Annotated in this window: 21 protein-coding genes and 3 tRNA genes; 4 read left to right on the forward strand and 20 right to left on the reverse strand. The window is 66.8% G+C overall.

Annotation, left to right across the window (positions count from 1 at the left end; genetic code table 11):
• Positions 1–44: 44 nt before the first annotated feature.
• A complete protein-coding gene (locus IY716_RS03015) occupies positions 45–1,073 on the reverse strand; it encodes an LCP family protein (protein ID WP_218220135.1) in 1,029 nt (342 codons plus the stop codon).
• A gap of 52 nt (positions 1,074–1,125) precedes the next feature.
• Between IY716_RS03015 and IY716_RS03020 the strand changes: the two genes are divergently transcribed.
• Entirely contained in the window at positions 1,126–1,662 is a 537-nt protein-coding gene (locus tag IY716_RS03020; protein ID WP_218220136.1) for a DUF3515 domain-containing protein, read from the forward strand.
• Positions 1,663–1,713: 51 nt separating this feature from the next.
• On the opposite strand, the gene IY716_RS03025 is transcribed toward IY716_RS03020, so the two are convergent.
• From IY716_RS03025 to leuC, 6 genes are all read right to left on the reverse strand, one after another.
• Positions 1,714–2,862, reverse strand: coding sequence for a D-alanine--D-alanine ligase family protein (locus tag IY716_RS03025; protein ID WP_218220137.1), 1,149 nt, complete (start codon positions 2,860–2,862; stop codon positions 1,714–1,716).
• A 4-nt stretch (positions 2,863–2,866) separates the two neighbouring features.
• Positions 2,867–3,886: an NAD(P)H-dependent glycerol-3-phosphate dehydrogenase gene (locus IY716_RS03030; protein WP_218220138.1), complete on the reverse strand. Its 1,020-nt coding sequence runs from the start codon at positions 3,884–3,886 to the stop codon at positions 2,867–2,869.
• Complete coding sequence (locus tag IY716_RS03035; RefSeq protein WP_369699570.1) at positions 3,883–4,761, reverse strand: lysophospholipid acyltransferase family protein; 879 nt, start codon at positions 4,759–4,761, stop codon at positions 3,883–3,885. Before IY716_RS03035 ends, IY716_RS03030 begins: the two co-directional genes overlap by 4 nt.
• Before the next feature lie 24 nt (positions 4,762–4,785).
• The gene (murA, locus tag IY716_RS03040) at positions 4,786–6,108 is read right to left on the reverse strand and encodes a UDP-N-acetylglucosamine 1-carboxyvinyltransferase (RefSeq protein ID WP_218220139.1); all 1,323 of its coding nucleotides are present in this window, start codon (positions 6,106–6,108) and stop codon (positions 4,786–4,788) included.
• Between the two features lie 144 nt (positions 6,109–6,252).
• On the reverse strand, positions 6,253–6,852 hold the full coding sequence (gene leuD / locus IY716_RS03045; RefSeq protein WP_218220140.1) for a 3-isopropylmalate dehydratase small subunit: 600 nt from the start codon (positions 6,850–6,852) through the stop codon (positions 6,253–6,255).
• Between the two features lie 78 nt (positions 6,853–6,930).
• A complete protein-coding gene (gene leuC / locus IY716_RS03050; protein ID WP_218220141.1) occupies positions 6,931–8,364 on the reverse strand; it encodes a 3-isopropylmalate dehydratase large subunit in 1,434 nt (477 codons plus the stop codon).
• A 217-nt stretch (positions 8,365–8,581) separates the two neighbouring features.
• On the opposite strand from leuC, the gene IY716_RS03055 reads away from it, so the two are divergent.
• Both IY716_RS03055 and IY716_RS03060 read left to right on the forward strand, forming a co-directional pair.
• Positions 8,582–9,406, forward strand: coding sequence for an IclR family transcriptional regulator (locus IY716_RS03055; RefSeq protein WP_218221378.1), 825 nt, complete (start codon positions 8,582–8,584; stop codon positions 9,404–9,406).
• Between the two features lie 56 nt (positions 9,407–9,462).
• Positions 9,463–10,803: a UDP-glucose/GDP-mannose dehydrogenase family protein gene (locus IY716_RS03060; RefSeq protein WP_255316411.1), complete on the forward strand. Its 1,341-nt coding sequence runs from the start codon at positions 9,463–9,465 to the stop codon at positions 10,801–10,803.
• Positions 10,804–10,858: 55 nt separating this feature from the next.
• Here IY716_RS03060 and thiL read toward each other — a convergent pair whose 3' ends face one another.
• Positions 10,859–11,935, reverse strand: coding sequence for a thiamine-phosphate kinase (thiL, locus tag IY716_RS03065; protein ID WP_218220143.1), 1,077 nt, complete (start codon positions 11,933–11,935; stop codon positions 10,859–10,861).
• Positions 11,936–12,106: 171 nt separating this feature from the next.
• Between thiL and IY716_RS03070 the strand changes: the two genes are divergently transcribed.
• Entirely contained in the window at positions 12,107–12,640 is a 534-nt protein-coding gene (locus IY716_RS03070; RefSeq protein ID WP_218220144.1) for a DUF421 domain-containing protein, read from the forward strand.
• 144 nt (positions 12,641–12,784) lie between these two features.
• Here IY716_RS03070 and IY716_RS03075 read toward each other — a convergent pair.
• From IY716_RS03075 to IY716_RS03130, 12 genes are all read right to left on the reverse strand, one after another.
• Positions 12,785–12,860, reverse strand: a tRNA-Glu gene (locus tag IY716_RS03075).
• Positions 12,861–12,945: 85 nt separating this feature from the next.
• Positions 12,946–13,018 (reverse strand) — tRNA-Glu (locus IY716_RS03080).
• Between the two features lie 71 nt (positions 13,019–13,089).
• Positions 13,090–13,161, reverse strand: a tRNA-Gln gene (locus tag IY716_RS03085).
• A 127-nt stretch (positions 13,162–13,288) separates the two neighbouring features.
• Positions 13,289–14,824, reverse strand: coding sequence for a glutamate--tRNA ligase (gene gltX, locus IY716_RS03090; RefSeq protein WP_218220145.1), 1,536 nt, complete (start codon positions 14,822–14,824; stop codon positions 13,289–13,291).
• An 8-nt stretch (positions 14,825–14,832) separates the two neighbouring features.
• Positions 14,833–15,606, reverse strand: a complete 774-nt coding sequence (locus IY716_RS03095) for a fumarylacetoacetate hydrolase family protein (RefSeq protein ID WP_192590734.1) — start codon at positions 15,604–15,606, stop codon at positions 14,833–14,835.
• 46 nt (positions 15,607–15,652) lie between these two features.
• Positions 15,653–16,726, reverse strand: a complete 1,074-nt coding sequence (locus IY716_RS03100) for a branched-chain amino acid aminotransferase (RefSeq protein ID WP_218220146.1) — start codon at positions 16,724–16,726, stop codon at positions 15,653–15,655.
• A gap of 81 nt (positions 16,727–16,807) precedes the next feature.
• A complete protein-coding gene (locus tag IY716_RS03105) occupies positions 16,808–17,881 on the reverse strand; it encodes a 3-isopropylmalate dehydrogenase (RefSeq protein WP_218220147.1) in 1,074 nt (357 codons plus the stop codon).
• A 76-nt stretch (positions 17,882–17,957) separates the two neighbouring features.
• Entirely contained in the window at positions 17,958–19,568 is a 1,611-nt protein-coding gene (gene metG, locus IY716_RS03110; protein ID WP_218220148.1) for a methionine--tRNA ligase, read from the reverse strand.
• Between the two features lie 74 nt (positions 19,569–19,642).
• Positions 19,643–21,238: a phosphoglycerate dehydrogenase gene (serA, locus tag IY716_RS03115; RefSeq protein ID WP_218220149.1), complete on the reverse strand. Its 1,596-nt coding sequence runs from the start codon at positions 21,236–21,238 to the stop codon at positions 19,643–19,645.
• A 117-nt stretch (positions 21,239–21,355) separates the two neighbouring features.
• Entirely contained in the window at positions 21,356–22,381 is a 1,026-nt protein-coding gene (gene ilvC, locus IY716_RS03120) for a ketol-acid reductoisomerase (protein ID WP_218220150.1), read from the reverse strand.
• 60 nt (positions 22,382–22,441) lie between these two features.
• Positions 22,442–22,975 (reverse strand): acetolactate synthase small subunit, encoded by a 534-nt coding sequence (gene ilvN, locus IY716_RS03125; protein WP_192590740.1) that lies wholly within the window; start codon positions 22,973–22,975, stop codon positions 22,442–22,444.
• A 3-nt stretch (positions 22,976–22,978) separates the two neighbouring features.
• A complete protein-coding gene (locus IY716_RS03130) occupies positions 22,979–24,856 on the reverse strand; it encodes an acetolactate synthase large subunit (RefSeq protein WP_218220151.1) in 1,878 nt (625 codons plus the stop codon).
• Between the last annotated feature and the right edge of the window lie 147 nt (positions 24,857–25,003).

Below are 25,003 nucleotides of genomic sequence, written 5' to 3' on the forward strand. Positions count from 1 at the left end.
TCGGCCCCTCACCTGCGCTCCGGCCGCTGGCCGGGGCGCTCACCTCATCTGCTGGCGGCATACTCGTCCAGGGTGTTGTCCTGGATCGCAGAGGAGATCTCCGCCATGGCCGCTTCGTCCTGGTAGAAGATCCACTGCCCGTCGTCCGAGTACCCGTTGCCGGCCGTGGGCACGGTGAACATGTCGATGTTGTTTGCGGCGCCGCGCATGTCCCAGGCCAGGGACGCCACGGTGGAGGAGTCGAGCGTGTCATCCACGATCAGGTGCGGGGAGAAGGTCTCCACCATGTCTTGGACGCGGCCGGGATTGCTGAGGTTCGCCGGGGTCAGCGTCTCGTCGATGACTGCACGGATGAAGGCCTGCTGATTGCGCACCCGCTGGAGGTCCCCATCAGGGAAGCTCTTGCGGTGGCGCACGAAGGACAGCGCCTCCTCGGAATTCATGGTCTGTTCGCCGGGCTGGAAGGTGTACCCCTCGCCCGTCGTGAACGCCTCGCCGTAGCTGGAGTTCACCGTCACTCCGCCGAGTGCGTCGACGAGCCCGGTGAAGCCGAGCATGTCCACGGCGGCGACATGATCGATGCGAGCGTTGAAGAGGGATTCGATGGTGCTGATGGTCAGCGGAAGTCCACCGAGGCTCAGTGCCGCGTTGATCTTGTGCTGGCCCTGGCCGGGAACGTCGACCCACAGGTCTCGCGGGATCGACATGACCTGAACGCCGTCGCGATCACTGGGGACGTGCACGAACATCATGGTGTCCGAGCGTCCGCCCTGGGGGACGTCCGGCAGGTCCTCGGTCTCCCCGGAGCCTCCGTTGGCATCGGATCCCAGAAGCAGGATATTGATCGACTCATCATCCTCGGCCTTGACCGGGCGGCCCTCCTCCTCGGGGAAGCTCTCCTCGAAGACCTGGGCGTTGTCCTCGTACGCGCTGCTGAGCGAGTTGATGTACATCATGGCCGCCACCAGGGCACCGACCACGAGCACGGCGACCACGCTGACGATGATCAGCGCGACACGGCGACCACGGCGCTTCGTGGGCTTGGGTTCGTCGTAGCCGAACTGGTGCGTCATGTGGTGCTCCTGAAATGGGCAAATGCTGTGGACTTCGTACAGAATATGTCATATGCCGTTGAACCCTGGATATCACCGTGAGCGTGGTCGTGGCGTCCGCGCGGTTCTGGGGTCGGTGGTGATCGCCGCCGGTCTGGCGCTGAGCGGATGCGCCAGCACCGCCACCGTGGAGGCGGCCCCCGACGCCGCGAACCCCGAATGCGCCGATGTGATGCTCGCGATCCCGGAGGTCATCGGGGAGAACGAGCTGAGACCGACTGCCTCCCAGGGGACGGCGGTCTGGGGTGATCCCAGTGAGGTCGTGGTGCGCTGCGGCGTCGTCCCGCCGGGCCCCAGTCCGGAGTTCTGCGTCTCCGCCGACGGCGTCGACTGGCTTGCGTTAGAAGAGGATGACCAGACCTGGCGTCTGATCAGCTACGGCCGAGACCCTGCGGTGGAGGTGCTGCTGAATCTGGACGAGGTGGCCTCGTCCACGGCGATGCTGGCCATGTCGACGGCGGTGCAGCGGGTGGAGCAGACGCGCAGCTGCACGACCACGGAGCAGGACATCGAGCAGACCGAAGACGCGGACGCCGAGGAAGACTCCTGACTGCGGGCCGGTTCCGGCTGCTGCCCGGTTCCGGCTGTCCGGAGGCTTCGCTCAGCGCAGACCGGCGGGACGCTCCAGCGCCAGCGAGATGAGCTCGGTGATCAGCTCCGGGTAGTCGATGCCCGTGGCCTTCCACATCTGCGGATACATGCTGATCGGAGTGAATCCGGGCATCGTGTTGATCTCATTGATGACCACCTCACCCGCGCCGGTGTAGAAGAAGTCCGCCCGGGAGATACCCTCGGCACCGAGCGACTCGAAGGCGATCACTGCCTGTCGGCGGATCTCGTCGCTCACGTCATCGGGCAGCTGGGCCGGGCAGGAGAGGTCCGCGGCGGTGGAGTCGGTGTACTTGGCGTTGAAGTCGTAGAACTGGTGCTCCTGGGATCCGTCATGGACGACGATCTCGCCCAGCAGCGAGGCACGGGCCGGCTCGCCTGCTTGGGAGCCGAGCACGCCGCACTCGATCTCGCGGCCATCGATGCCCTGCTCCACGATGACCTTGGGGTCGTGTTTCCGCGCCGCGGCGATGGCTTCCTCGAGCTGGTCGAAGGCATCGCAGCGGGTGATCCCCATGGATGAGCCAGCGCGCGAAGGCTTCACGAACACCGGCAGCTCAAGCGCGCGCACGCGCTCCAGCGCCTCCGCGGGGTCCTGAGACCATTGCCGATCGGTGATGGTCACCCAGGGCCCGACGTGCAGTCCTGCCGCGGCGAAGGCGATCTTCATGTAGTGCTTGTCCATGGCCATCGCCGAGCTGAGCACGCCGGCACCGACATAGGGCAGTCCGGCAAGCTCCAGCAGCCCCTGCAGGGTGCCGTCCTCCCCGAAGGGGCCGTGCAGCAGCGGGAAGACCACGTCCACCTGACCCATGGCCGTGGAGGAGCCGTCCGGGTGGACCTCCAACAGCTCGGCGCTGCGCTCGGAGGACCCGGCCGCGCCGGAGTGCAGCTGCACCGTGGACGCGGTGGGCAGCACCCGCGGCAGCTCGTTCGCGCCGAAGGCATGGGTGCGCGGGTCGGTCACCGGACGGGTCCACTGGCCGGTGGCCGTGATGCCCACGGCGACGACGTCGAAGGCGTCGGTGTCGATGGCGCCGAGCACTCCTGCTGCGGTCACGCAGCTCACCGAGTGCTCAGAGGACTGACCTCCGTAGAGGACGAGGACGCGCGGCTTCAGGGCCGGGGCGTTGTCTGCCATGGCTTTACTTTCCTTCGGCTTTGAGGTCTCGGGCGAGCAGCAGAGAAGCCAAACGGTCCACCGTCAGCTTCCCCTCGAGCACGGCCACCACAGCTTCGCAGATGGGCATCTCCACCTGGTGCTGACGGGCGAGCTCCACGACGGCGGAGCCTGACTTCATGCCCTCGGCGGTCTGTGAGAGCTGCTCAGTGACCTGCTCGGCGGTGAGGCCCTCGCCCAGGAGACGCCCAGCGCTGCGGTTGCGGGACAGCGGTGAGGCGCAGGTCGCGACGAGGTCACCCAGCCCGGCGAGCCCGGAGAAGGTCTCCAGAGTTCCGCCCAGCTCGGTGGCGAGTCGGGTGGTCTCGGCGAGTCCGCGGGTGATGACCGAGGCCTTGGAGTTGTCCCCGAGCTTCTGTCCGTCACAGATCCCCACGGCGAGAGCGATCACGTTCTTGACGATTCCGGCGATCTCGACGCCGATCACATCGGTGTTCGTGTAGGGACGGAAGTAGGCGTTGTTGCACAGGGCGGCTATCCGCTCGGCCACGGACGCCTCGGCGCAGGCGACCACCGAGGCGGTGGGCTCCTCGCGGGCGATCTCCATCGCAAGGTTGGGACCGGAGATGACCACGCTCCGGTCGGGACCCACCGCAAGCTCCTCCGCGATGACCTCCGACATGCGCAGATCCGTTCCACGTTCGAGACCCTTGATCAGCGAGACCAGCACCGCCGCGGGGTGGAGATTCTCCCGGACCACGCTCAGGTGAGAGCGCAGCGACTGGGCCGGCACGGCGAGTACGACGATCTCGGCGCCCGTGACCGCCTCGGCCAGGTCGCTCGTCGCGGTGATCATCTCGGGAAGTGCGGTCTCCCCCAGGTAGGTCGTGTTCGTGTGGGCCCCGTTGATCTCAGCGGCCACTTCGGCGCGGCGGGCCCACAGCGTCACGCTGGTCTCCTGGCCCCCCGTCACGGCGGCGTCGGCGAGGACCTTGGCGAAGGTGGTGCCCCAGCTGCCGGCGCCCAGCACAGCGATCGTGGTCACGGTGAACCCTCCTCGGGCGTGGACTTCGGCGCGCGTCCGCCGCGGGGCTGCTGGCGCGGCACCCGCTGGCGCAGGCTGCGGTCCCAGATCAGCTCCGGGGGCTCTTCGCCGCGCAGTGCGGCGACGCCCTCGGTGAGCGCGGATTCGATGCGCTCGGTGGCCTCGGTGAGCACCGCGCGGGTCATCGGGACCGCGCGCAGGTCGGCGAGGTCGATCTCCTGGCCCACGGCGAGCCGGTAACGCCTGCGGGGCAGAACCTTCGGCAGCTTGGCGTAGGTCCCGAAGAAGTCCTGGACGCCCCAGTGAGTGATCGGGATCAGCGGTGCGCCGGTGCTCAGCGCCAGTCGCGCGGCGCCCGTCTTGGCGCGCATGGGCCAACCCTCGGGATCGCGGGTGAGCGTGCCCTCGGGGTAGATCAAGATTGCGCCGCCTGCGGAGAGGACATCGCGCGCCGCGTCGAGCGAGCGGCGCGCATCGGTCCGACTGTCCCGGCTCACCGGGATCTGCTTGAGCCCGCTGAGGAGCCTGCCCAGCACGGGGACCCTGAACAGCGAGTCCTTGGTCATGAAGTGGAAGGTGTGGCCGCTGCGGTAGACGGCGTGCGCCACGGCCAGCGGGTCCGCCTCGCTGATGTGGTTGGCCACGACGATGAAGCCTTCCTCCGGCAGCGTGTCCAAGCCTCGCCAGCTGCGCCCCAGCAGCAGGTTCAGCACGGGGATGGCCGCCGCGGCGGTCACCCCGAATCCGATCCGGGTGCCGCGTCCCACCGTGTAGTCCACCTCATCCGCCCGCAGGGCTGCTCTACCGCGAGGATCTCGGGGTTTCGGGGGGCGTCGGCCCTCGATGGGTGCTGGGTCGCTGCTGTGGTCGGTCACAGAGATCAACCCTACCGGGCAGACTCAGCGTTCGGACATCTCGACATCCGCACCGAGCCCGACGAGCTTGTCCATGAAGTGCTCGTATCCACGGTTGATGACCTCGATGCCGGTCACGGTCGAGGTGCCCTTCGCCGCAAGCGCGGCGATGAGGTGGGAGAAGCCTCCGCGCAGATCTGGGACGTTGATCTCGGCACCCTTGAGCTCCACGGGTCCGGAGATCACCGCAGAGTGCAGGAAGTTGCGCTGACCGAAGCGGCAGGGGCTCGAGCCCAGGCATTCCCGGTGCAGCTGGATGGAGGCGCCCATGCGTTCCAGCGCCTCGGTGAAGCCGAAGCGGTTCTCGTAGACCGTCTCGTGGACGATGGAGACGCCGTGCGCCTGGGTGAGGGCGACGACCAGCGGCTGCTGCCAGTCGGTCATGAAGCCTGGGTGCACGTCGGTCTCCAGGACCAGCGGCTTCAGCGGGTGTCCCGCGTGCCAGAAGCGGATGCCCTCATCGTCGACGGAGAACTCGCCGCCGATCTTGCGGTAGGTGTTCAGGAACGCGGTGAGGTCCCGCTGGGCGGCGCCCTTGACGTAGATGTCACCCTGGGTGACCAGCGCGGCGGAGGCCCAGGAGGCCGACTCGTTGCGGTCGGGGATGGCGCGGTGGCGGTAGCCGGAGAGGCGTTCCACACCCTCGATGCGGATGACCCGGTCGGTGAAGACCGTGATGATCGCACCCATCTGCTGCAGGATCGCGATCAGGTCGTGGATCTCTGGCTCGACTGCCGCGTTGTCCAGCTCGGTGATGCCTTCAGCCAGGACGGCGGTGAGCAGGACCTGTTCGGTGGCACCCACTGAGGGGAAGGGAAGCGTGAGCTTGGCGCCCTTGAGCCCGCGGGGGGCGGAGATGTGGATGCCGGTGGGGGTCTTGTCGACGACGGCGCCGAAGTTGCGCAGCACCTCGAGGTGGTAATTGATCGGCCGGTCACCGATCCTGCAGCCGCCGAGATCGGGGATGAACGCCTCTCCGTTCTGATGCATCAGCGGCCCGCAGAAGAGGATCGGGATGCGGGAGTCCCCGGCATAGGCGTCGATCTCCGAATGCGCGGCGCTGTAGGTGTCTCGCGGGTCAAGCGTGAGGTCGCCGGTGGCCGGGTCGGCGTCGACCTTGACGCCGTGGATCTGCAGCAGATTGGTGACGATCTCGACGTCTTTGATCTCAGGGACATTGCGCAGCTGGGAGGGCTCGCTGCCCAGCAGGGCCGCGACCATCGCCTTGGGAACCAGGTTCTTGGCGCCCCTGACATGGACGGATCCCTCTAGTGGCTTTCCACCCTGGACGGTGAGCAGCTTGGCCATTGGACTGGAAGTCCCTTCTTCGATAACGCGGAATGTAGCCATGCCACTGTAACCAACACCGCTGGGATCCCTTCCCAGTTCCGCCGCTGGCTGAGACAACGATTCGGTCAAGGACGCCTCGGGCACCGCAGGGCCGCTGCGGCGTCAGACCTTTGCTGGCAGGGTTTTCGGCTTGAATCCGGGCCGAGTGGCCTCGAAGGTCCTAACGGCTGACTCCTCGCGCAGTGTGAGCGAGATATCGTCCAGCCCTTCGAGAAGGCGCCAGCGGGTGTAGTTGTCGATCTCGAAGCTGGTCTCGATGGTCCCGCAGGTCACGGTGCGGTTCACCAGGTCCACAGTGATCTCGATGCCGGGATTGTTCTCCAGCTCCTTCCAGATCAGCTCCACATCGGGCTGGGCGACCTTGGCGGCGAGCAGTCCCTGCTTCGCGGAGTTCCCGTAGAAGATGTCGGCGAAGCGCGAGGAGATGACGGCACGGAAGCCGTAGTCCTTGAGCGCCCAGACCGCGTGTTCACGGGAGGAGCCGGTGCCGAAGTCCGAACCGGCCACAAGCACAGAGCCGTGCTGGTAGGTGGGCTGGTTGAGCACGAAGCTGGGGTCTTTGCGCCAGGACGAGAACAGCGCGTCCTCGAACCCGGTCTTGGTGATCCGCTTCAGATACACGGCCGGGATGATCTGGTCGGTGTCCACGTTGGACTGCTTCAGCGGGACACCGACGCCGGTGTGCCTGGTGATGGGTTCCATGATGACCTTCTTTGGCTGTCGAGCTTCGGCCCTCAAGAACGGAGCTCAGGACTGACGGTGTGCGGAGGGTGAGCGGTGTCAGGCGGGGAGCAGGATGTCGGCAGGAGCGGAGAGTGTGCCACGGATGGCAGTCGCGGCGGCCACCACGGGCGAGACCAGGTGGGTCCGGCCGCCCTTGCCCTGTCGACCCTCGAAGTTGCGGTTGGAGGTGGAGGCGCAGCGCTCGCCGGGGGCGAGCTGATCGGGGTTCATGCCCAGGCACATGGAGCACCCAGCAAAGCGCCATTCCGCGCCGAAGTCCTTGAACACCTGGTCAAGCCCCTCGGCCTCGGCCTGCAGTCGGACCTTCGCGGAGCCGGGGACCACGATCATGCGGACCTCCGGATCCTTCTCGCGTCCGGCGATGATCTCCGCGGCGGCGCGCAGGTCCTCCATGCGGGAGTTGGTGCAGGAGCCCAGGAAGACGGTGTCCACCCGGATGTCCTTCATCGGGGTGCCCGGGGTGAGGTCCATGTAGGTCAGCGCCCGTTCAGCAGATTCGCGGGCGACGTCGTCGGTGAAGTCGGTCGGTGCGGGGACCGTGCCGTTGAGGCTCACGCCCTGGCCGGGGTTGGTTCCCCAGGTGACGAACGGATCCAGGGTGTCGGCGTCGAGGATGACCTCGGCGTCGAAGACGGCGCCTTCATCGGTGCGCAGGGAGGTCCAGTATTCGACGGCGGCGTCCCAGTCCTCTCCCTGAGGAGCATGCGGCCGGCCCTGGATGAACTCGAAGGTGGTCGCATCCGGTCCGATCATGCCGGCGCGCGCGCCGGCTTCGATGGACATGTTGCAGATGGTCATCCGTGCATCCATGGAGAGCTCCTCGATGGCGCTCCCGCGGTATTCCAGGACGTAGCCCTGTCCGCCGCCGGTGCCGATCTCGGCGATGACCGCCAAAATGATGTCCTTGGAGCTGACCCCTGGGCGCAGCGACCCGTTGACGGTGATGGCCATGGTCTTGAAGGGCTTCAGCGGCAGGGTCTGCGTGGCGAGCACATGCTCGACCTCGGAGGTGCCGATGCCCATCGCCAGCGCGCCGAAGGCTCCATGGGTGGAGGTGTGCGAGTCGCCGCAGACCACGGTCATTCCGGGCTGGGTCAGGCCGAGCTGAGGACCCACCACGTGGACGATGCCCTGGTCGGCATCGCCGAGGGAATGGATGCGCACGCCGAACTCTTCGGCGTTGGCGCGCAGCGTGTCCACCTGCTTGCGCGAGATGGGGTCCGCGATGGGTTTGTCGATCTCCAAGGTGGGGGTGTTGTGATCCTCCGTGGCGATGGTCAGGTCGGGACGGCGGACGGGCCGTCCGGCCAGTCGCAGGCCCTCGAAGGCCTGCGGGCTGGTGACCTCATGGACCAGGTGCAGATCGATGTAGAGAAGGTCAGGGGAACGCTGACCATCGGATTCTTTGCCGGGGACGACGACGTGATCGCGCCAGACCTTTTCAGGCAATGTGAGTGGCTTCTCTGCCATGGGATCCTCCTGATGGGCTCACATACTAGAGAAACACCAATGCCCGGCGGCATCTATACCCGGCCGCAGAGGTCTCATTATCTGAGATCGTCGGTCGGATTGCCAGTATCATGGACCCATGCCAGCTTCGCCGTCCTCGCCCCGTCCCGGGGAGCCGCGTCCGCCTCAGTCCTCTGAGATCTACTCACCCCAGACGTCAACCGCGCGGCAGCGCCGCATGGTGGCGCAGAAGCTGGGCCCCGCAGACGCGGGCGCGACGACCCCGCCCACGCTGCCCCCGGATCCACCGCGTCCGCTACACTCCCCCTCCGGGATCGGCGTGGTGGACAAGTCCGTGATGATCATGGACGCATTGGAGGCCGGGCCGGCCTCGTTGGCGCAGCTGGTGGAGTGCACCGGATTGGCGCGCCCCACCGTGCACCGACTGGCCAGCGCCCTGGTCCACCATCGTTTCCTCAGCCGTGATGTGCGCGGACGCTATGTGATCGGCTCCCGGCTCGCTGAGCTGGCCTCCGCTGCGGGCGATGACCGGCTGGTCACCGCCGCGGGTCCGATCCTGCTGCGCCTGCGCGACGCCACGGGGGAGAGCTCGCAGCTGTACCGTCGCCAAGGAGATGCCCGGGTATGTGTGGCCTCCGCCGAACGGCCTATCGGACTGCGCGATTCGATTCCGGTGGGCACCCAGCTGTCCATGAAGGCTGGTTCCGCCGCGCAGGTGCTGCTGGCCTGGGAGGACCATGAGCGCCTCGTCGAAGGCCTGCAGGGCGCACGTTTCACCCCGACGGTGCTCGCGGGCGTGCGGCGTCGCGGCTGGGGCGAATCTCTCGGTGAACGCGAGGCCGGAGTCGCCTCCGTCTCGGCGGCGGTGCGCGGGCCCTCCGGCAGAGTGATCGCCGCGGTGTCCATCTCGGGACCGATCGAGCGGCTGACCCGCCAGCCCGGTCGGCAGTACGCCGGCGTCGTCGTCCAGGCCGCCCACCAGCTGACGGAGCTTGTGCGGAAGAACCCAGACGCGGCGGAGCACGGCTTGGGCGAGCAATAGCGGATTCGGCGCCCCCGTGATCCGGTATTCCCGGAATTGGACTTCAGGCCCTTATGATGAGGGGCGTGATTGAGAATATAAGTGTCATCGGAACCGGCTACCTCGGCGCCACCCATGCGGCATGCATGGCTGAACTGGGCTATAACGTGCTCGGCGTGGACATTGATCCCGAAAAGATCGACTCGCTCTCCCGCGGAGAGCTCCCCTTCCATGAACCCGGCCTGCCCGAACTGATCCGCAAGCACGTGGATTCGGGCCGACTGCGTTTCACCACAGATCTCGAGACGGTCGGCGCCTGGGGCGACGTGCACTTCATCGCCGTGGGCACCCCTCAGCAGGCCGGCGGCACGGGGGCGGACATGACCTTCGTCGATGCGGCCACCGCCTCGCTCGCCCGGGCCATCACCAAGGACGCGCTGATCGTCGGCAAGTCCACCGTGCCCGTGGGCACCGCGCGCCGGCTCGCCAAGCTGGTCGAAGAGGAGTCCGCACCCGATGTGCGCGTCACCCTCGCCTGGAACCCCGAGTTCCTGCGCGAAGGCTTCGCCGTCAAGGACACGATCAGCCCTGACCGCCTCGTAGTGGGCACCGCGGATCCGGCCGATGAGGCCATCCTGCGCGATGTCTACTCCGACGCGCTCGGCCGCGACACCCCCTGGATCAACACCGACTTCGAGACCGCCGAGCTCGTCAAGGTCGCCGCGAACGCGTTCCTGGCCACCAAGATCTCCTTCATCAATGCCTTCTCCGAGGTCACCGAGGCCGTGGGCGGCAACATCACCACGCTCGCGGACGCCATCGGTCACGACACCCGGATCGGGCGCAAGTTCCTCAACGCCGGCGTCGGCTTCGGCGGCGGCTGCCTGCCCAAGGACATCCGAGCCCTGCAGACCCGGGTGGGCGAGCTCGGCCTGGACCACACCATGCGGTTCCTCGACGAGATGGACCAGATCAATCTGCGCCGCCGCGACCGCGTGGTGAACCTGGCGGAGAACATCCTCTCCGGGGACCTCACGGGCAAGCGCATCGCCGTGCTGGGTGTGGCCTTCAAGCCGCTCTCCGACGATGTCCGGGACTCCCCCGGGCTCGACGTGGCCGTCCGGCTCTTCAGCGCCGGCGCCGACGTCGCGGTCTACGACCCGGAGGGCAATAAGAACGCCGCCAAGCGCTTCCCGCGCCTGGGGTACGTGGACTCGATGACCGAGGCCGTCACCAACGCAGACCTGGTGGTGCTGACCACCGAGTGGAACGAGTTCAAGGGCCTGGTCCCGGCCGACCTCGAGTCCCTGGTGTCTCAGAAGCAGTTCATCGACGCCCGCAACGTGCTCGACGCCGCACAGTGGGAAGGCGCCGGCTGGCGCTTCGCCCAGCTGGGCCGCCACTTCGTCGACGCCTGAGTCGCATCGTCACACGCGCCTGAGTCGCATCGCGCGGCTTCGGCCCGAGGCGGACTCAGGCCCGCATCGAATCCCAGCCACGTTCATCGATGGCGCTCTCGAAGATCACGTCGGGGGCGCCATCGGCGTGTCCGGGCTCTTGCGGATCCTCGGGCGCGAGGACCTCTCCCACCCGGAAGAAGCCCACCGGCAGGACGGCCTCGGCCGGGAACGTGGTCAGCAGGGCGTAGTCTTCACCGCCGGCCGCGGCCCAGCGCAGGGTCTGCGCCTCGGGAAGGTCCAGGGCGACGGCCGCAGGACCCAGTGCTCGCGCCTGCGCGCGCAGCGCCGCCTCGTCGACCCGAATCCGGACTCCGGAGGCGCGCGCGAGTCGTGCGGCATCGCGCAGCAGGCCGTCGGAGAGATCCATCCCCGCGGTGGCGCCCGCCTGAACGGCCTCGGCACCGGTGGTCAGCGCCGGTCTCGGGGCGATCTGCGCGTCGCGCAGTGCGGCAAGGTCTTCCTGAGCGCAGTCATGTCCGGCCTCCAGCAGCGCCAGCCCGGCCGCCGCCCGGCCCAGCGCAGCGGAGACGGCCACCTGGTCCCCCGCGTGGGCGCCCACGCGGGTCAGCGGCTGCTGTGAGGCTGGAAGCCGGCCGACCGCGGTGATGCTCACGGAGAGCCCGGGGCCCGAGCCCAGGTCTCCCCCGGCGAGCACACAGCCCTGCACTCCTGGTGTCTGCAGCGCCTCGGCGAGTCCGCGGTAGAAGCCGCGCACCCAGTCCAGCGGCGTCTCGCTCGGCAGGGTGAGGCTCACCAGCAACGAGATGGGTGTCGCGGCCATCGCGTTGAGGTCTGAGAGGTTCTGCGCGGCGGCCTTCAGGCCCACGGCCCGGCCAGCGGGGAGGCCCTGGTCCTGCGTACTCCACCACTCGAGTCGGAAATCCTGGTCCTGACTCAGGGTGTCTGTGGTGAGCACGATGCGGGCTGGTTCGCCGTCGTCGGGAAGCTTGAGGACTGCGGCATCGTCACCGGGGGGCAACGTCATCTCCACCAGCGAGTTTGCGGCGGAGGCGAGACCATCCAGCTCTTCCATGATGATCTCGATCACGGCGTCCTCTCCGGCGGCCCCCACGTCGCGTGCGCTGCTCATCCGTCTTCCGCCCCTCTGCTCCGTGCTGCTCGTTCTCCCGGTGCTCGCTACGACGTTGTCCAGGCAGGCTGGACCCTGCGCTCGGCGTCCCGTTTCAGCCTACACAGCGCATGGGGTGGCTTGATCACGCCGCAATGGACATAGGCGTCCGCGAGGTGACATGGTCACCGAATGGACATCACTCAATACTGGGCCGGGTGGGACCCGATTCTTCACACGGCCATCACTCTGACGGCCGGCTATATAGCCCTCATCCTCATCCTGCGAATCTCCGGTCCGCGGACCATGGCGAACATGACGCCGCTGGACTTCATCGTGGCAGTCACCATCGGTTCTGCCTTCGGACGTACGATCACCGCAGTGGACGTGCCGCTGAGCCAGGCGGTGTTTGCCCTCGCGCTCATCGTGCTGCTGCAGTGGCTCATGGCGTTCGTGCGGGGCCGCTCCCCCAAGATGCGGCGCGTGCTGGATGCCCCGCCGGTGCTGATCTACTACCAGGGCAAGTTCCAGCGGAAGGCGCTGCGCAAGCACCAGCTGGTGGAAGACGACGTGCACACCGCTGCGCGCAACTCCGCACATGGCTCGCTGGAGAGTGTCTCGGCCGTGATCCTGGAGCAGAACGGCGGACTCGTCGTCATCGGCGGCGAGGGACTCGGTGACGGCTCCTCGGTGCTGCCCTTCACGGGCCGTCCCGAGCAGAACTGACCACACCCCACCTGCGTTGAGCGGCGGATTCTCCGAGCACTTTGGGCCGAAAAGCCCATGAGATGCACGGAGAATCCGCCGCTCAACGCGGAAAAAGAAGCGTCCGGCCTCTTACGAGACCGGACGCTTCTTCGTCACTGATGATGGTGACCCCAGCGGGATTCGAACCCGCGTTACCGCCGTGAGAGGGCAGCGTACTAGGCCGCTATACGATGGGGCCCTATGAAATTGACGCTCCAGCTGGGCTGGAGATCCTGCATGGAGAGTTCATCCCCGATCTGCGAGCAGATCGGGGCGAACGGCCGTGACCCCAGCGGGATTCGAACCCGCGTTACCGCCGTGAGAGGGCAGCGTACTAGGCCGCTATACGATGGGGCCGTATTCCATAGCTTTGGCCCCCGTCGCCGAGGGCCGGTCGTACTGTGTTAAAGACCACATGAGGGTCTTCGCTGGGCTACTAGGACTCGAACCTAGAACGACGGTACCAGAAACCGCTGTGTTGCCAATTACACCATAGCCCAATATTCGCTTGTCAACGCTGTCGTCACAGGCGCATTTTCGCGCCCAGCAACGGGAATCAACTATACACACTGGTGGGGCCCAAGCACAAAATCACCGGGGCCCCACCCGTGGCAGGTACAGCTCCGATCACCCGCGAGCCGCTGCGAGCTCACGGAAGCGGCGCAGTCGGCTCAGCGAAGAGCCCCGACCCAGCAGCTCCATGGATTCGAACAACGGCGGAGAGACCCGACGTCCGGAGATCGCCGAGCGCACGGCGCCGAAGGCCTTGCGTGGTTTCAGCTGGAGCCCGTCGATCAGCGCTTCGCGCAGCGCGGCCTCCACCGACTCGGTGGTCCACGTCTGCTCGTCCAGTGACTCGAGGGCCGCGATGGAAGCATCCAGGGTCTCGAAGACCTGGTCGCCCAGACCGCTGAAGGCCTTCTCCTCGATCTGAAGCGCGGAGTCCTCCACGAAGAGGAAGCTCATCATGTCTGCTCCCTCGTCCAGCAGGGCGATGCGTTCCTGCACCAGTGGAGCGGCGCCGTCGAGCATCGCGGCCTGCCGCTCATGCAGCGGCTCACCCACGAGCCCGCGGGCCTGCAGGTAGGGCACCAGTCGGTCCCGGAAATCTGCGGACTCGAGGCGACGGATATGAGTGCCGTTGATGGCCTCGGCCTTCTTCACGTCGAAGCGTGCGGGATTCGCCAGCACGTCGGCGATGTCGAAGTGTTCGACGAGCTGCTCCACGGTGAAGATGTCTTCGTCGGCCGAGAGTGACCAGCCCAGCAGCGCGAGGTAGTTCAGCAGCCCTTCGCGGATGAACCCACGGTCCCGGTGGTGGAAGAGGTTCGATTCCGGATCGCGCTTGGAGAGCTTCTTATTGCCCTCCCCCATCACGTAGGGCAGGTGTCCGAAGACTGGCATGTGTTTGGCCACGCCCACGGCATACAGAGCGCGATACAGCGCCACCTGGCGTGGGGTGGAGGAGAGCAGGTCCTCCCCGCGCAGCACGTGGGTGATCTCCATGAGCGCATCGTCGACCGGGTTGACCAGGGTGTAGAGCGGCTGGCCATTGGCACGGGCGACGACGAAGTCCGGGGCGGAGCCGGCACCGAAGGTGATGTCTCCGCGGACCGCGTCGGTGAAGGTGATCTCCTCATCGGGCATCCGGAAGCGCAGCACCGGTTCGCGACCCTCGGCCCTGTAGGCGTCGATCTGCTCCTGGCTCAGCTCACGGTCGAATCCGTCATAGCCGAGCTTCGGGTCTCGCCCTGCGGCGAGATGCCGCTCCTCGACCTCTTGCGGGGTGGAGAAGGCCTCGTAGACGAAGCCCGCCGCCTGCAGCTTCTGCAGCACCTCGGCGTAGATCTCCCCGCGCTGGGACTGTCGGTAGGGCTCATGCGGTCCCCCGGCCTCTGCACCTTCGTCCCAGTCGATGCCGAGCCAGCGCAGAGCCTCCAGCAGCTGCTCGTAGGACTCCTCGGAGTCTCGGGCGGCGTCGGTGTCCTCGATGCGGAAGATGAGCTTGCCGCCGGTGTGCCGGGCGTAGGCCCAGTTGAACAGCGCGGTGCGGATCAGCCCGACATGCGGGGTGCCGGTGGGTGAGGGGCAGAACCGGACGCGGACCTGGGTCTGCGGATCGACGGCGGGGATCTTCTCTGCGGGTGCTGCAGTGACAGTCATAGGGGGAATCAGTTCCTGAAGTGGTTGACGAGTGTGCCGATGCCTTCGATCTCCGCCTCAAAGCGGTCACCGGAGCTGAGCAGTCCGACGCCGGCGGGGGTGCCGGTGAGGATGACATCGCCCGGGAGCAGGGTGAAGGCCTGGGAGATATAGGAGACCAGCTCGGCCACGCCGAAGATCATCTCCGAGGTGGAGCCGTCCTGGACGGTCTCGCCGTTGAGCCGACCGGTGACCCGCAGGCCCTCCGTGTCCAGCTCGGTCTCGATCCACGGACCCAGGGGCGTGGATCCGTCGAAGCCCTTGGCGCGAGCCCACTGCCCGTCGGTGCGCTGCGCGTCGCGGGCGGTGAGGTCGTTGGCGACCGTGTAGCCGAAGATGACCTCATCGACCCGGTCAACCGGCACATCCTTGCAGATGCGACCGATGACCACGGCGAGTTCGGCCTCGTAGCTGATCTCCTCAGAGAACGAGGGCAGGGTCACCGGCTCGTTCGGGCCGAGCACGGCGGTGTTGGGGATCATGAACAGCAGCGGGGAGACCGGGATCTCGCCGCCCATCTCGGCGACGTGGTCCGCGTAGTTCTTTCCCACTCCGATGACCTTGGAACGGGGAATGATGGGCGCCACGAGGCGCACATCTTCGATCTTGTGGGTGGTCTCGGTCTGCTGGATGCCCTGATAGAAGGGGTCTCCTGCAAGTCCGATGATGGTCTCTTCGCCCTCTTCCCCGGTGACAAGTCCGTAGGAAGGTTCGGCGTCCGTGACAAAACGTGCAATGCGCATGGACCAACTCTATCGTCCAGGCGCATCACCCACGTCGTTCAGCTGATCACGCGAGCTGGTGCATCCAGCCGTGGCGATCCTCGACCGTGCCGGTCTGGATGCCGAGCAGCTCCTCGCGGATCGACGTGGTGACCTCGCCGGTGCCCGCGGAGGCGATGCTGTGCTCGCCGTCGACGAGTTCCCCGATCGGAGTGATGACCGCGGCGGTGCCGCAGGCGAAGGCTTCGGTGATGCTGCCATCGGCGATGCCTGCATCCCATTCGTCCAGGGTCACTCGGCGTTCCTCCACGGCCATGCCGCGGTCCTTGGCCAGCTGGATGACCGAGGCGCGGGTGATGCCCTCCAGGATGGTGCCGGTGAGCTCGGGGGTGATGAGCCGGTTGTCGGCGGTCACCAGGAACACGTTCATGCCGCCGAGCTCCTCGACGGCGTTCTCGCGGGTGGGATCCAGGAAGAGCACCTGGTCGCAGCCCTGGGCGGTGGCCTGCTGCTGGGCCGCCAGCGAGCCCGCATAGTTGCCGCCGGTCTTGGCCGCGCCGGTCCCGCCCGGGGCTGCACGGATGTAGTCGCGGGTCACCCAGATGCGCACGGGCTTGAGCTCGCCACCGAAGTAGTTCCCGGCCGGTGAGGCGATCACCCGGTAGGAGACCTCACGGGCGGCCCGGACACCGAGGAACGCCTCGGAGGCGAACATGAAGGGGCGCAGGTACAGCGCCTCGCCTTCGCCGTCGGGGACCCAGTGCTTGTCCGTCTGGACGAGCTCCTCCAGGGAGGCCACGAAGAGCTCCTCGGGCAGCTCCGGCAGCGCCATGCGCTTCGCGGAGCGGTTGAGCCGCTTGGCGTTCTCCAGCGGCCGGAACGTGTAGATGCCGCCGTCGGCGTGGCGGTAGGCCTTCATGCCCTCGAAGATCTCCTGGGCATAGTGCAGCACCGAGGCAGCGGGATCCAGCGCGATGGGCCCGTAGGGCTCCACCCGCGGGTTGGCCCATCCACCCTCCGCGGTCCAGTCGATCACGGCGGTGTGATCAGCGAAGCTGGTCCCGAATCCGGGGTTCGAGAGGATCTCCTCCAGTCGCGCGGCTGAGGTGGGATTCGGGTGGGCTGTGTGATCAAACTCCATGGTGACCTTTCAGATGGCGAGCGACGAGAAGCTCGCGGGCAGAGATTCGGTCCTACTCTACGAGTTCTGCGCGGTGAGCGTTCAACCGCTCAGCCGCGCGACGAAGGCATCTCCGCGCTGGCTGGTGCTCAGCCCGGAAGCGCCCTCGGTGGCCCATTCGGTGAGCTGGCCCAACACCGCAGCCTCGATGCGCTCGGCGGCCTCGGACATCCCGAGGTGATCGAGCATGAGCGCTGCGGAGAGCACCGCGGCGGTGGGGTCGGCGATCTGCTGGCCGGCGATGTCCGGCGCGGAGCCGTGCACGGGTTCGAACATCGACGGCGCCGTGCCCGAGGTGTTGATGGACCCTGAGGCTGCCAGGCCGATGCCGCCGCTGATCGCCGGGGCGAGGTCGGTGAGGATGTCACCGAAGAGGTTGTCGGTGACGATCACGTCGAAGCGCTGCGGGTTGTTGACCATGTGGATGGTGGCTGCGTCCACATGCATGTAGTCCCAGCGGACGTCGGGGAAGGATTCCGCGACGGCGGCGGTGGTCCGGGTCCAGAGGTCACCGGAGTAGGTGAGCACGTTGTTCTTGTGCACCAGGGTCAGGTGCTTGTCGCGAGCCTGGGCGCGGGTGAAGGCGTCTTCGACCACACGGCGGACGCCGTAGGCGGTGTTGACCGAGACTTCCGTGGCGATCTCCGCGGTGGTGCCGCGGCGCAGCAGTCCGCCGTTTCCGGCATAGGGACCTTCGGTGCCCTCGCGCACCACGACGAAGTCGATCGGGTGCTCCTCATCGACTCCGCGCAGCGGTGAGGTGACGCCGGGGAACGACCGGGTGGGGCGCAGGTTCACGCAGTGATCGAGGTTGAAGCGCAGGCCAAGGAGCAGCTCGCGCTCGATGATGCCGGAGGGGACGCGCGTGTCGAGCGGGTCCGCGCCCACCGCGCCGAAGAGGATCGCGTCATGCTCGCGCAGCGCGTTGAGCGTCTCCTCGGTCAGCGTCTCCCCCGTGCTGAGCCAATGCGCAGCACCCAGGGAGTACTCGGTGTAGTTCAGCCGGGCGCTCTCCCCCACCACCGCGGCGTCGAGCACCTTGCGGGCCTCAGCGACGACCTCAGGTCCGATGCCGTCGCCACCGATTACTGCGATTTCAAATGTGTTCTCAGCCATAGCGTCACTCTATGCGCTGGATCCGAGCGGCACGAGAGGTTCAGTTCAGCCTCTCAGCATCTGAGATCGTGAGGACTCAGTCCACCTGCTCCTCATGCCGCGGGAAGATCGGCGCCGGCTTCTCGATGGGCGTGCCGGGCACGAGCTCGGTGGCAAAGGCGGCGAAGCTGCGCGGACCCGACCCCGAGGCGTTGGTGGCCCCGGCATCTCCGGTCTCGGGGACGTTCAGCGCGTCCAGCAGCTTCGAGGCAGACTCCGGCATGACCGGCTGCACGAGCAGCGCCACCTTGCGCACCACCTCGGCGGTCACGAAGAGCACCGTGTTCATCCGCGAGAGATCGGTCTTCTTGAGCTTCCAGGGCTCCTGCTCCGCGAAATAGGCGTTGGCCTCGCCGAGCGCGAACCAGGTCCGCTCCAGTGCGCGATGGAAGTCCTGCATCTCGTAGGCGGTCCGGCTGATCTCAAGCAGCTCCTCGGCCTGGGCGAGGATCCGGCGGTCGGCGGCCGTGCGCTCCCCCGGCTGGGGAATCATGCCTTCGCAGTTCTTCACGATCATCGACAGGGAACGCTGCGCGAGGTTTCCGAGGTTGTTCGCCAGGTCGGAGTTCTTGCGTCCGACGACGGCCTCATGGGTGTACGAGCCGTCCTGTCCGAAGGGGAACTCGCGCAGCAGGAAGAACCGCACCGGGTCCAGGCCGTATTCGGCCACCCAGTCGGCAGGGGCGACCACGTTGCCCACCGACTTGGACATCTTCTCGCCGGCGTTGTGCAGGAAGCCGTGGATCATCACCCGGTGAGGCAGCGGCAGGCCGGCGCTCATCAGGAAGGCCGGCCAGAAGATGCAGTGGAAGCGGGAGATGTCCTTGCCGATCACGTGGACATCCGCCGGCCAGAACCTGCGGAAGCTCTCCGACTCGGTGTCGGGGAAGCCGACCCCGGTGATGTAGTTCGTGAGCGCGTCCACCCAGACGTACATCACGTGATCGAGATCGGTCTCCGGGGCGGTGAGGTCCTTCGGCACCGGGACGCCCCAGTCGAAGGTGGTCCGGGAGATGGAGAGGTCATCGAGACCCGACTCGACGAAGCGGATCACCTCGTTGAAGCGGCTCCGCGGCCCGCCGAAGTCGGGGTTGGCGGCGAAGAAGTCCAGCAGCGGCTGCTGGTACTTGGAGAGCCGGAAGAAGTAAGACTCCTCCTCCGTCCAGGTCACCGGAGTTCCTGTTTCGGTGGCGTAGCGTTCGCCATCCGCGCGGACCTCGGTCTCGTCGGCGGTGAAGAAACGCTCATCGCGCACCGAGTACCAGCCGGCGTACTTGTCCAGGTAGATGTCCCCAGCCTCGACCATGCGCCGCCAGATGGCGGTGGAGGCGGCATAGTGGTCCTCATCCGTGGTGCGGATGAATCGGTCGTAGGAGATCCCCAGGACCTCGTCATCCACCCGCTTGAACTCGGCCGAGTTGCGGGTCGCGAGCTCTCGGGGAGCGATCCCCTCCTTCTCCGCGGACTGCTGCATCTTCTGCCCGTGCTCGTCGGTGCCGGTGAGGAAGTACGTGTCGTATCCGTCGAGACGCTTGAAGCGTGCCATCGCGTCTGAGGCGATGTACTCATAGGCGTGCCCGATGTGGGGGGTCCCGTTCGGGTACGAGATCGCAGTGGTGATGTAGTACGAGGGCTGGGAAGAAGTCACCTTAGGAATTTACCTCACGCGGTTCCGGGCTGCCGAGCCCGGTCGCGGGATCACGCCGGGACGCGCAGCTGGTCTCAGTCCTCAAGATTGACCTCAGCGGCCATATTCGCCTCGACCTCGGCGCAGATCGCATCGAGCACCCCGGCGGGCAGGGCGGCGTCGATGGCCAGCACTGCCAGGGCGCGGCCCGCCTTGGTGTTCTGCGAGACCTGCATCCCGGCGATGTTGACCTGGTGCTCACCCAGGATCCGACCCAGTGCGCCGACGACTCCGGGACGGTCGGCGTACTCCAGCACGACCAGGTGTTCGGTGAGCGCGATCTCGAGGTCGTAGCCGTTGATGCCGACGATCTTCTGGATCTGCTTGGGCCCGGTGAGGGTGCCGCGGACCTCGAGGTTGGTGCCGGAGCTGGTGGCGCCGCGCACGGTGAGCGCGTTGCGGTAGTCCTCCACCTCGGTGGTGGTGGTCAGTCGGGTGGAGATGCCGCGCTGCTCGGCCAGCACCGGGGCGTTGACATAGGAGACCTGCTCGGAGACGACATCGGTGAACAGGCCCTTGAGCGCCGCGAGCTGCAGCGCGGAGACGTTGAGCTCGGCGATCTCGCCGGCGGCCTCGGTCTCGATGTCCGTGAAGGCGTCGGTTGCCAGGGCGTTGAGCACGCGGCCGAGCTTCTCGATCAGCGGGATGCCCGGGCGCACGAGCTCATCGATGGCCCCGCCGGCGACGTTGACCGCGTCGGGGACCAGCTCGCCGGCCAGCGCCAGGCGCACCGACTTCGCCACCGAGACGCCTGCCTTCTCCTGGGCCTCGGCGGTGGAGGCACCCAGATGCGGGGTGACCACCACGTTCTCGCGGGTGAAGAAGGGGAGATCGGTGGAGGGCTCTGCGGCGAAGACATCGACGGCGGCCCCGCCGATGCGGCCCTCGGCCAGGGCCTTCTCCAGGTCAGCCTCGTCGATGAGTCCGCCGCGAGCGACGTTGACCACGAACGCGGTGTCCTTCATCTTGGCGAAGGCCTCGGTGTTGAGCATGCCGAGGGTCTCTGGGGTCTTGGGCATGTGGATGGTGATCACGTCGGACTTCGCGTAGAGCTCGTCGAGGCCGACCAGCTGGGCGCCGAGCTGATGCGCCCGGGCCGAGGTGACGTAGGGGTCATAGGCGATGATGTCCATGTCGAAGGCCTTCATCCGCTCGGCCACGAGTCCGCCGATGCGGCCCAGACCGATCACGCCGAGAGTCTTCTCTGCGAGCTCCACTCCGGAGTACTTCGAGCGCTTCCAGGCGCCATCGCGCAGCGCCTGGTGTGCTGGGGAGATATGCCGCGCCAGGCCCAGGATGTGCGCGCAGGTGAGCTCTGCGGCGGAGGTGATGTTCGACGTCGGAGCGTTGACCACCATCACGCCGGCCGCGGTGGCGGCCTTGATGTCGACGTTGTCCAGACCCACGCCGGCCCGGGCGACGACCTTCAGCGCCTTGGCGTGGGAGAGCGCCTCGGCGTCGACCTGGGTGGCGGAGCGCACCATCAGCGCGTCCGCGTCGGCGAGATCAGCGAAGAGCCGCTCCCGGTCGGTGCCGTCGGACTGACGGATCTCGAAATCCGGACCGAGGGCCTCGACGGTGGCAGGTGAGAGTTCCTCGGCAAGTACGACGACGGGGCGGTGAGTGCTCATGGTGTCCTGTTCATGGTCTGGCGCGGCTTGGGGGCAGCGGCTCTATGCGTTGATCGGTGCACGCGAAGACGGTGAGCGGGGCGGGCCGCGATGGCCCACCCCGCTCACCGTAGTGACTCATCGAGCGGTTGAACCCTCGGTGTAGTCATCATCCTGCGGAATCCACGAGAAGAGCTTGCGCAGCTCGCGCCCGGTGGACTCGATCGGGTGGGACTCGTTCTTCTTGCGGAGTTCGTTGAACTCCTTGCCGCCGTCGCGCTGGTCATCCATGAAGCGCTTGGCGAAGGCTCCGGACTGGATGTCGGCAAGGACTGCCTTCATGTTCTCCTTGACCTCCGGGGAGATCACGCGCGGACCGGAGACGTAGTCGCCGAACTCTGCGGTGTCGGAGATGGACCAGCGCTGCTTGGTCAGGCCACCTTCGACCATCAGGTCCACGATGAGCTTGAGCTCGTGGAGCACCTCGAAGTAGGCGATCTCCGGCTTGTAACCTGCCTCGGTGAGGGTCTCGAAGCCGTACTGGACCAGCTGGGAGGCGCCGCCGCAGAGGACCGCCTGCTCGCCGAAGAGATCCGTCTCGGTCTCTTCGGTGAAGGTGGTCTCGATGACGCCGGCGCGGGTGCCGCCGATGCCCTTGGCGTAGGCCAGCGCGATGGACTTGGCCTGACCGGAGGGGTCCTGCTCCACGGCGATCAGCGCCGGGACGCCGCGTCCTGCCTCGTATTCGCGACGCACCACGTGACCGGGGCCCTTGGGGGCGACCATGGCGACGCCGACCTCGGTCGGAGCCTCGATGTAGCCGAAGCGGATGTTGAAGCCGTGGGAGAAGAGCAGCACGTTCCCGGAGCTCAGGTGCGGCGCGATCTCGGAGGAGTAGACCTCGGCCTGGTGCTGGTCCGGGACCAGGATCATGATGACATCGGCCTCGGCGGAGGCCTCGGCCACGGTCTTCACGGTCAGGCCCTGCTCCTCGGCCTTGGCCTTGGAGCTGGATCCGGCCTTCAGGCCGACGACGACGTCGACGCCCGAGTCCCGCAGGGACAGCGCGTGGGCGTGGCCCTGCGATCCGTAGCCGATGACGGCGACCTTCTTGCCGCTGAGCACGGACAGGTCGGCGTCGTCGTCGTAATAGAGATCAGTCACAGTGAGGTCTCCTCAAGTTGGAAATGGGTGGTTGTCAGGTCAGTGTTCTTCACGCCATGTTCAGCGCAGGGCTCTGTCCGTCATGGACTTCGCGCCGCGGGAGATCCCGAGCGTGCCGGATCGCACGATCTCACGGACCCCGAAGGGCTCCAGGACGTCCAGAAGGGCGTTGAGCTTGTCAGGCGCGCCGGTGGCCTCAACGGTGAGTGAGTCCACGGAGACGTCCACGATCTTGGCGCGGAAGAGCTCGACGGCCTGGGTGACCTGCAGACGGGTGGGCGAGTCAGCCTTGACCTTGATCAGCAGGTGTTCGCGCTGGACCGAGTTCTCCGGTGCCAGCTCGATGATCTTGATGACATTGATCAGCTTGTTCAGCTGTTTCGTGATCTGCTCCAGCAGCACCGAGTCGGCGTGCACCACGATGGTGATCCGGCTCAGTCCGGGCAGCTCGGAGGGGCCCACAGCCAGCGAGTGGATGTTGAACGCGCGGCGGGCGAAGAGTCCGGAGACCTTGGTCAGCACGCCGGGGACGTCCTCGACCAGCACCGAGAGCGTGCGTGGCTGGGCGGCTGAGGCGATGTCAGTGGTGGCCATGCTCTACTCCTCCTCGTCCCATTCCGGGGTCAGGTTGTGTGCGAACTGGATGTCGCTGTTGGAGACCCCGGCGGGGACCATCGGCCACACCATGGAATCACGGGAGACCACGAAGTCCACGACCACGGGACGGTCATTGATGGACATGGCCTCGGCGATCACGGCGTCGATGTCCTCCGGCTTGTCACAGCGCAGCCCCGCGCAGCCATAGGCCTCGGCAAGCTTGAGGAAGTCCGGGATGCGGACGACCTCTCCCCCGGCGGCGGTCTGCGAGGTGTTCAGGTGGGTGTTGGAGTAGCGCGATTCGTAGAACAGGGTCTGCCACTGGCGCACCATGCCCAGCGAGGAGTTGTTGATGATCGCGACCTTGATCGGGATCTTATTGATCGCGCAGGTGGCGAGCTCCTGATTGGTCATCTGGAAGCAGCCGTCACCGTCGATGGCCCAGACCACCCGGTCCGGATTGCCGACCTGGGCACCCATGGCGGCGGGCACGGCGTAGCCCATGGTGCCCAGCCCGCCGGAGTTCAGCCACTGTCGGGGACGCTCGTACTTCACGAACTGCGAGGACCACATCTGGTGCTGTCCGACCCCGGCCACGTAGACGGCCTCGGAACCGGCGGCCTGATTGATCTTCTCGATGACCTGCTGCGGAGCGATCTGCCCGTCCTCGGGGGCGGTGTAGCCCAGCGGGTAGGTCTTGCGGAAGTGGTTCAGCTGCTTCCACCAGGCAGTGAGATCGGTGCGGCCGTGCTTGGCGACCAGAGCATCGAAGGCAGTGGTCAGCTCGGGCACGATCTCCTTGAGCGAGCCGACGATCGGCACATCGGCTGCGCGGTTCTTCGAGATCTCCGCCGGGTCGATGTCGGCGTGGATGACCTTTGCATCCGGGGCGAAGCTCTCCAGCTGACCGGTGACCCGGTCATCGAAGCGCGCTCCCAGGGTGATCAGCAGGTCGGAGCGCTGCAGGGCGGCGACGGCGGAGACCGTGCCGTGCATGCCCGGCATGCCGAGGTTCTGCTGGTGCGAGTCCGGGAAGGCGCCGCGGGCCATCAGCGTGTTGACCACCGGCGCCCCGACCGTCTCCGCCAGCGCGTGGAACTCCGCGGAGGCGTCGGCCTTGATCATGCCGCCGCCGATGTAGAACACCGGCCGGGAGGCGCCCTGGATGAGCTTCGCCGCCTCGCGGATCTGCTTGGAGTGGCCGCGGGTGACCGGGCGGTACCCGTTGAGCTCGATCTTCGGAGGCCAGGAGAAGGTGGTCTGCGCCGCCTGTGCGGATTTGGTGATGTCCACCAGCACCGGGCCGGGGCGGCCTGAGGATGCCAGGTGGAAGGCCTCGGCCATCACACGGGGAATCTGGTCGGCGTCGGTGACGAGGTAGGAATGCTTGGTGATCGGTGTGGAGATTCCGACGATGTCGGCTTCCTGGAAGGCGTCGGTGCCGATGACGGAGGCGTTGACCTGTCCGGTGATCGCCACCATGGGGACCGAGTCCATGTGGGCATCGGCCAGCGGGGTCACCAGGTTCGTGGCACCGGGGCCGGAGGTGGCGAAGCAGACGCCCACCTGACCGGTGACCATGGCGTATCCCTGAGCCGCGTGTCCGCCGCCCTGCTCGTGGCGCACCAAGATGTGGTTGATCTGTTCGGAGTCCATCAGCGGGTCATAGGTGGGCAGGATCGCGCCCCCGGGGATGCCGAAGACGTCTGTCACACCCAGCTCTTCGAGGCTGCGAATGATCGACTGGGAGCCCGTGACCGCTACCGGCTCCACCGTGCGGCCGGGGCCGTAGAGTCGCTGATCGGCGGAGGTCCCAGCGGCGCTGCTGGTTGCTTTCGAGCTCAGCAGCGCTGGGCTCGTGGCTGTCAGATTGCTCATCTTTTCCTCAGTCTCTGGTTCCCGAATTGCTGGTCCAAGAAGTCTCTGGTCCGTGGAGAATCCACTCCGGTCAAGAGAAAACCCCGGCTGATAAGCCTCTGTGGGGCTCTCTGCCGGGGTGAGCGTCTGCGTCAGCTCCAGTTCAAC

It is taken from the genome of Nesterenkonia sp. Act20, from assembly GCF_019173455.1.
Classification (GTDB): Bacteria; Actinomycetota; Actinomycetes; order Actinomycetales; family Micrococcaceae; genus Nesterenkonia.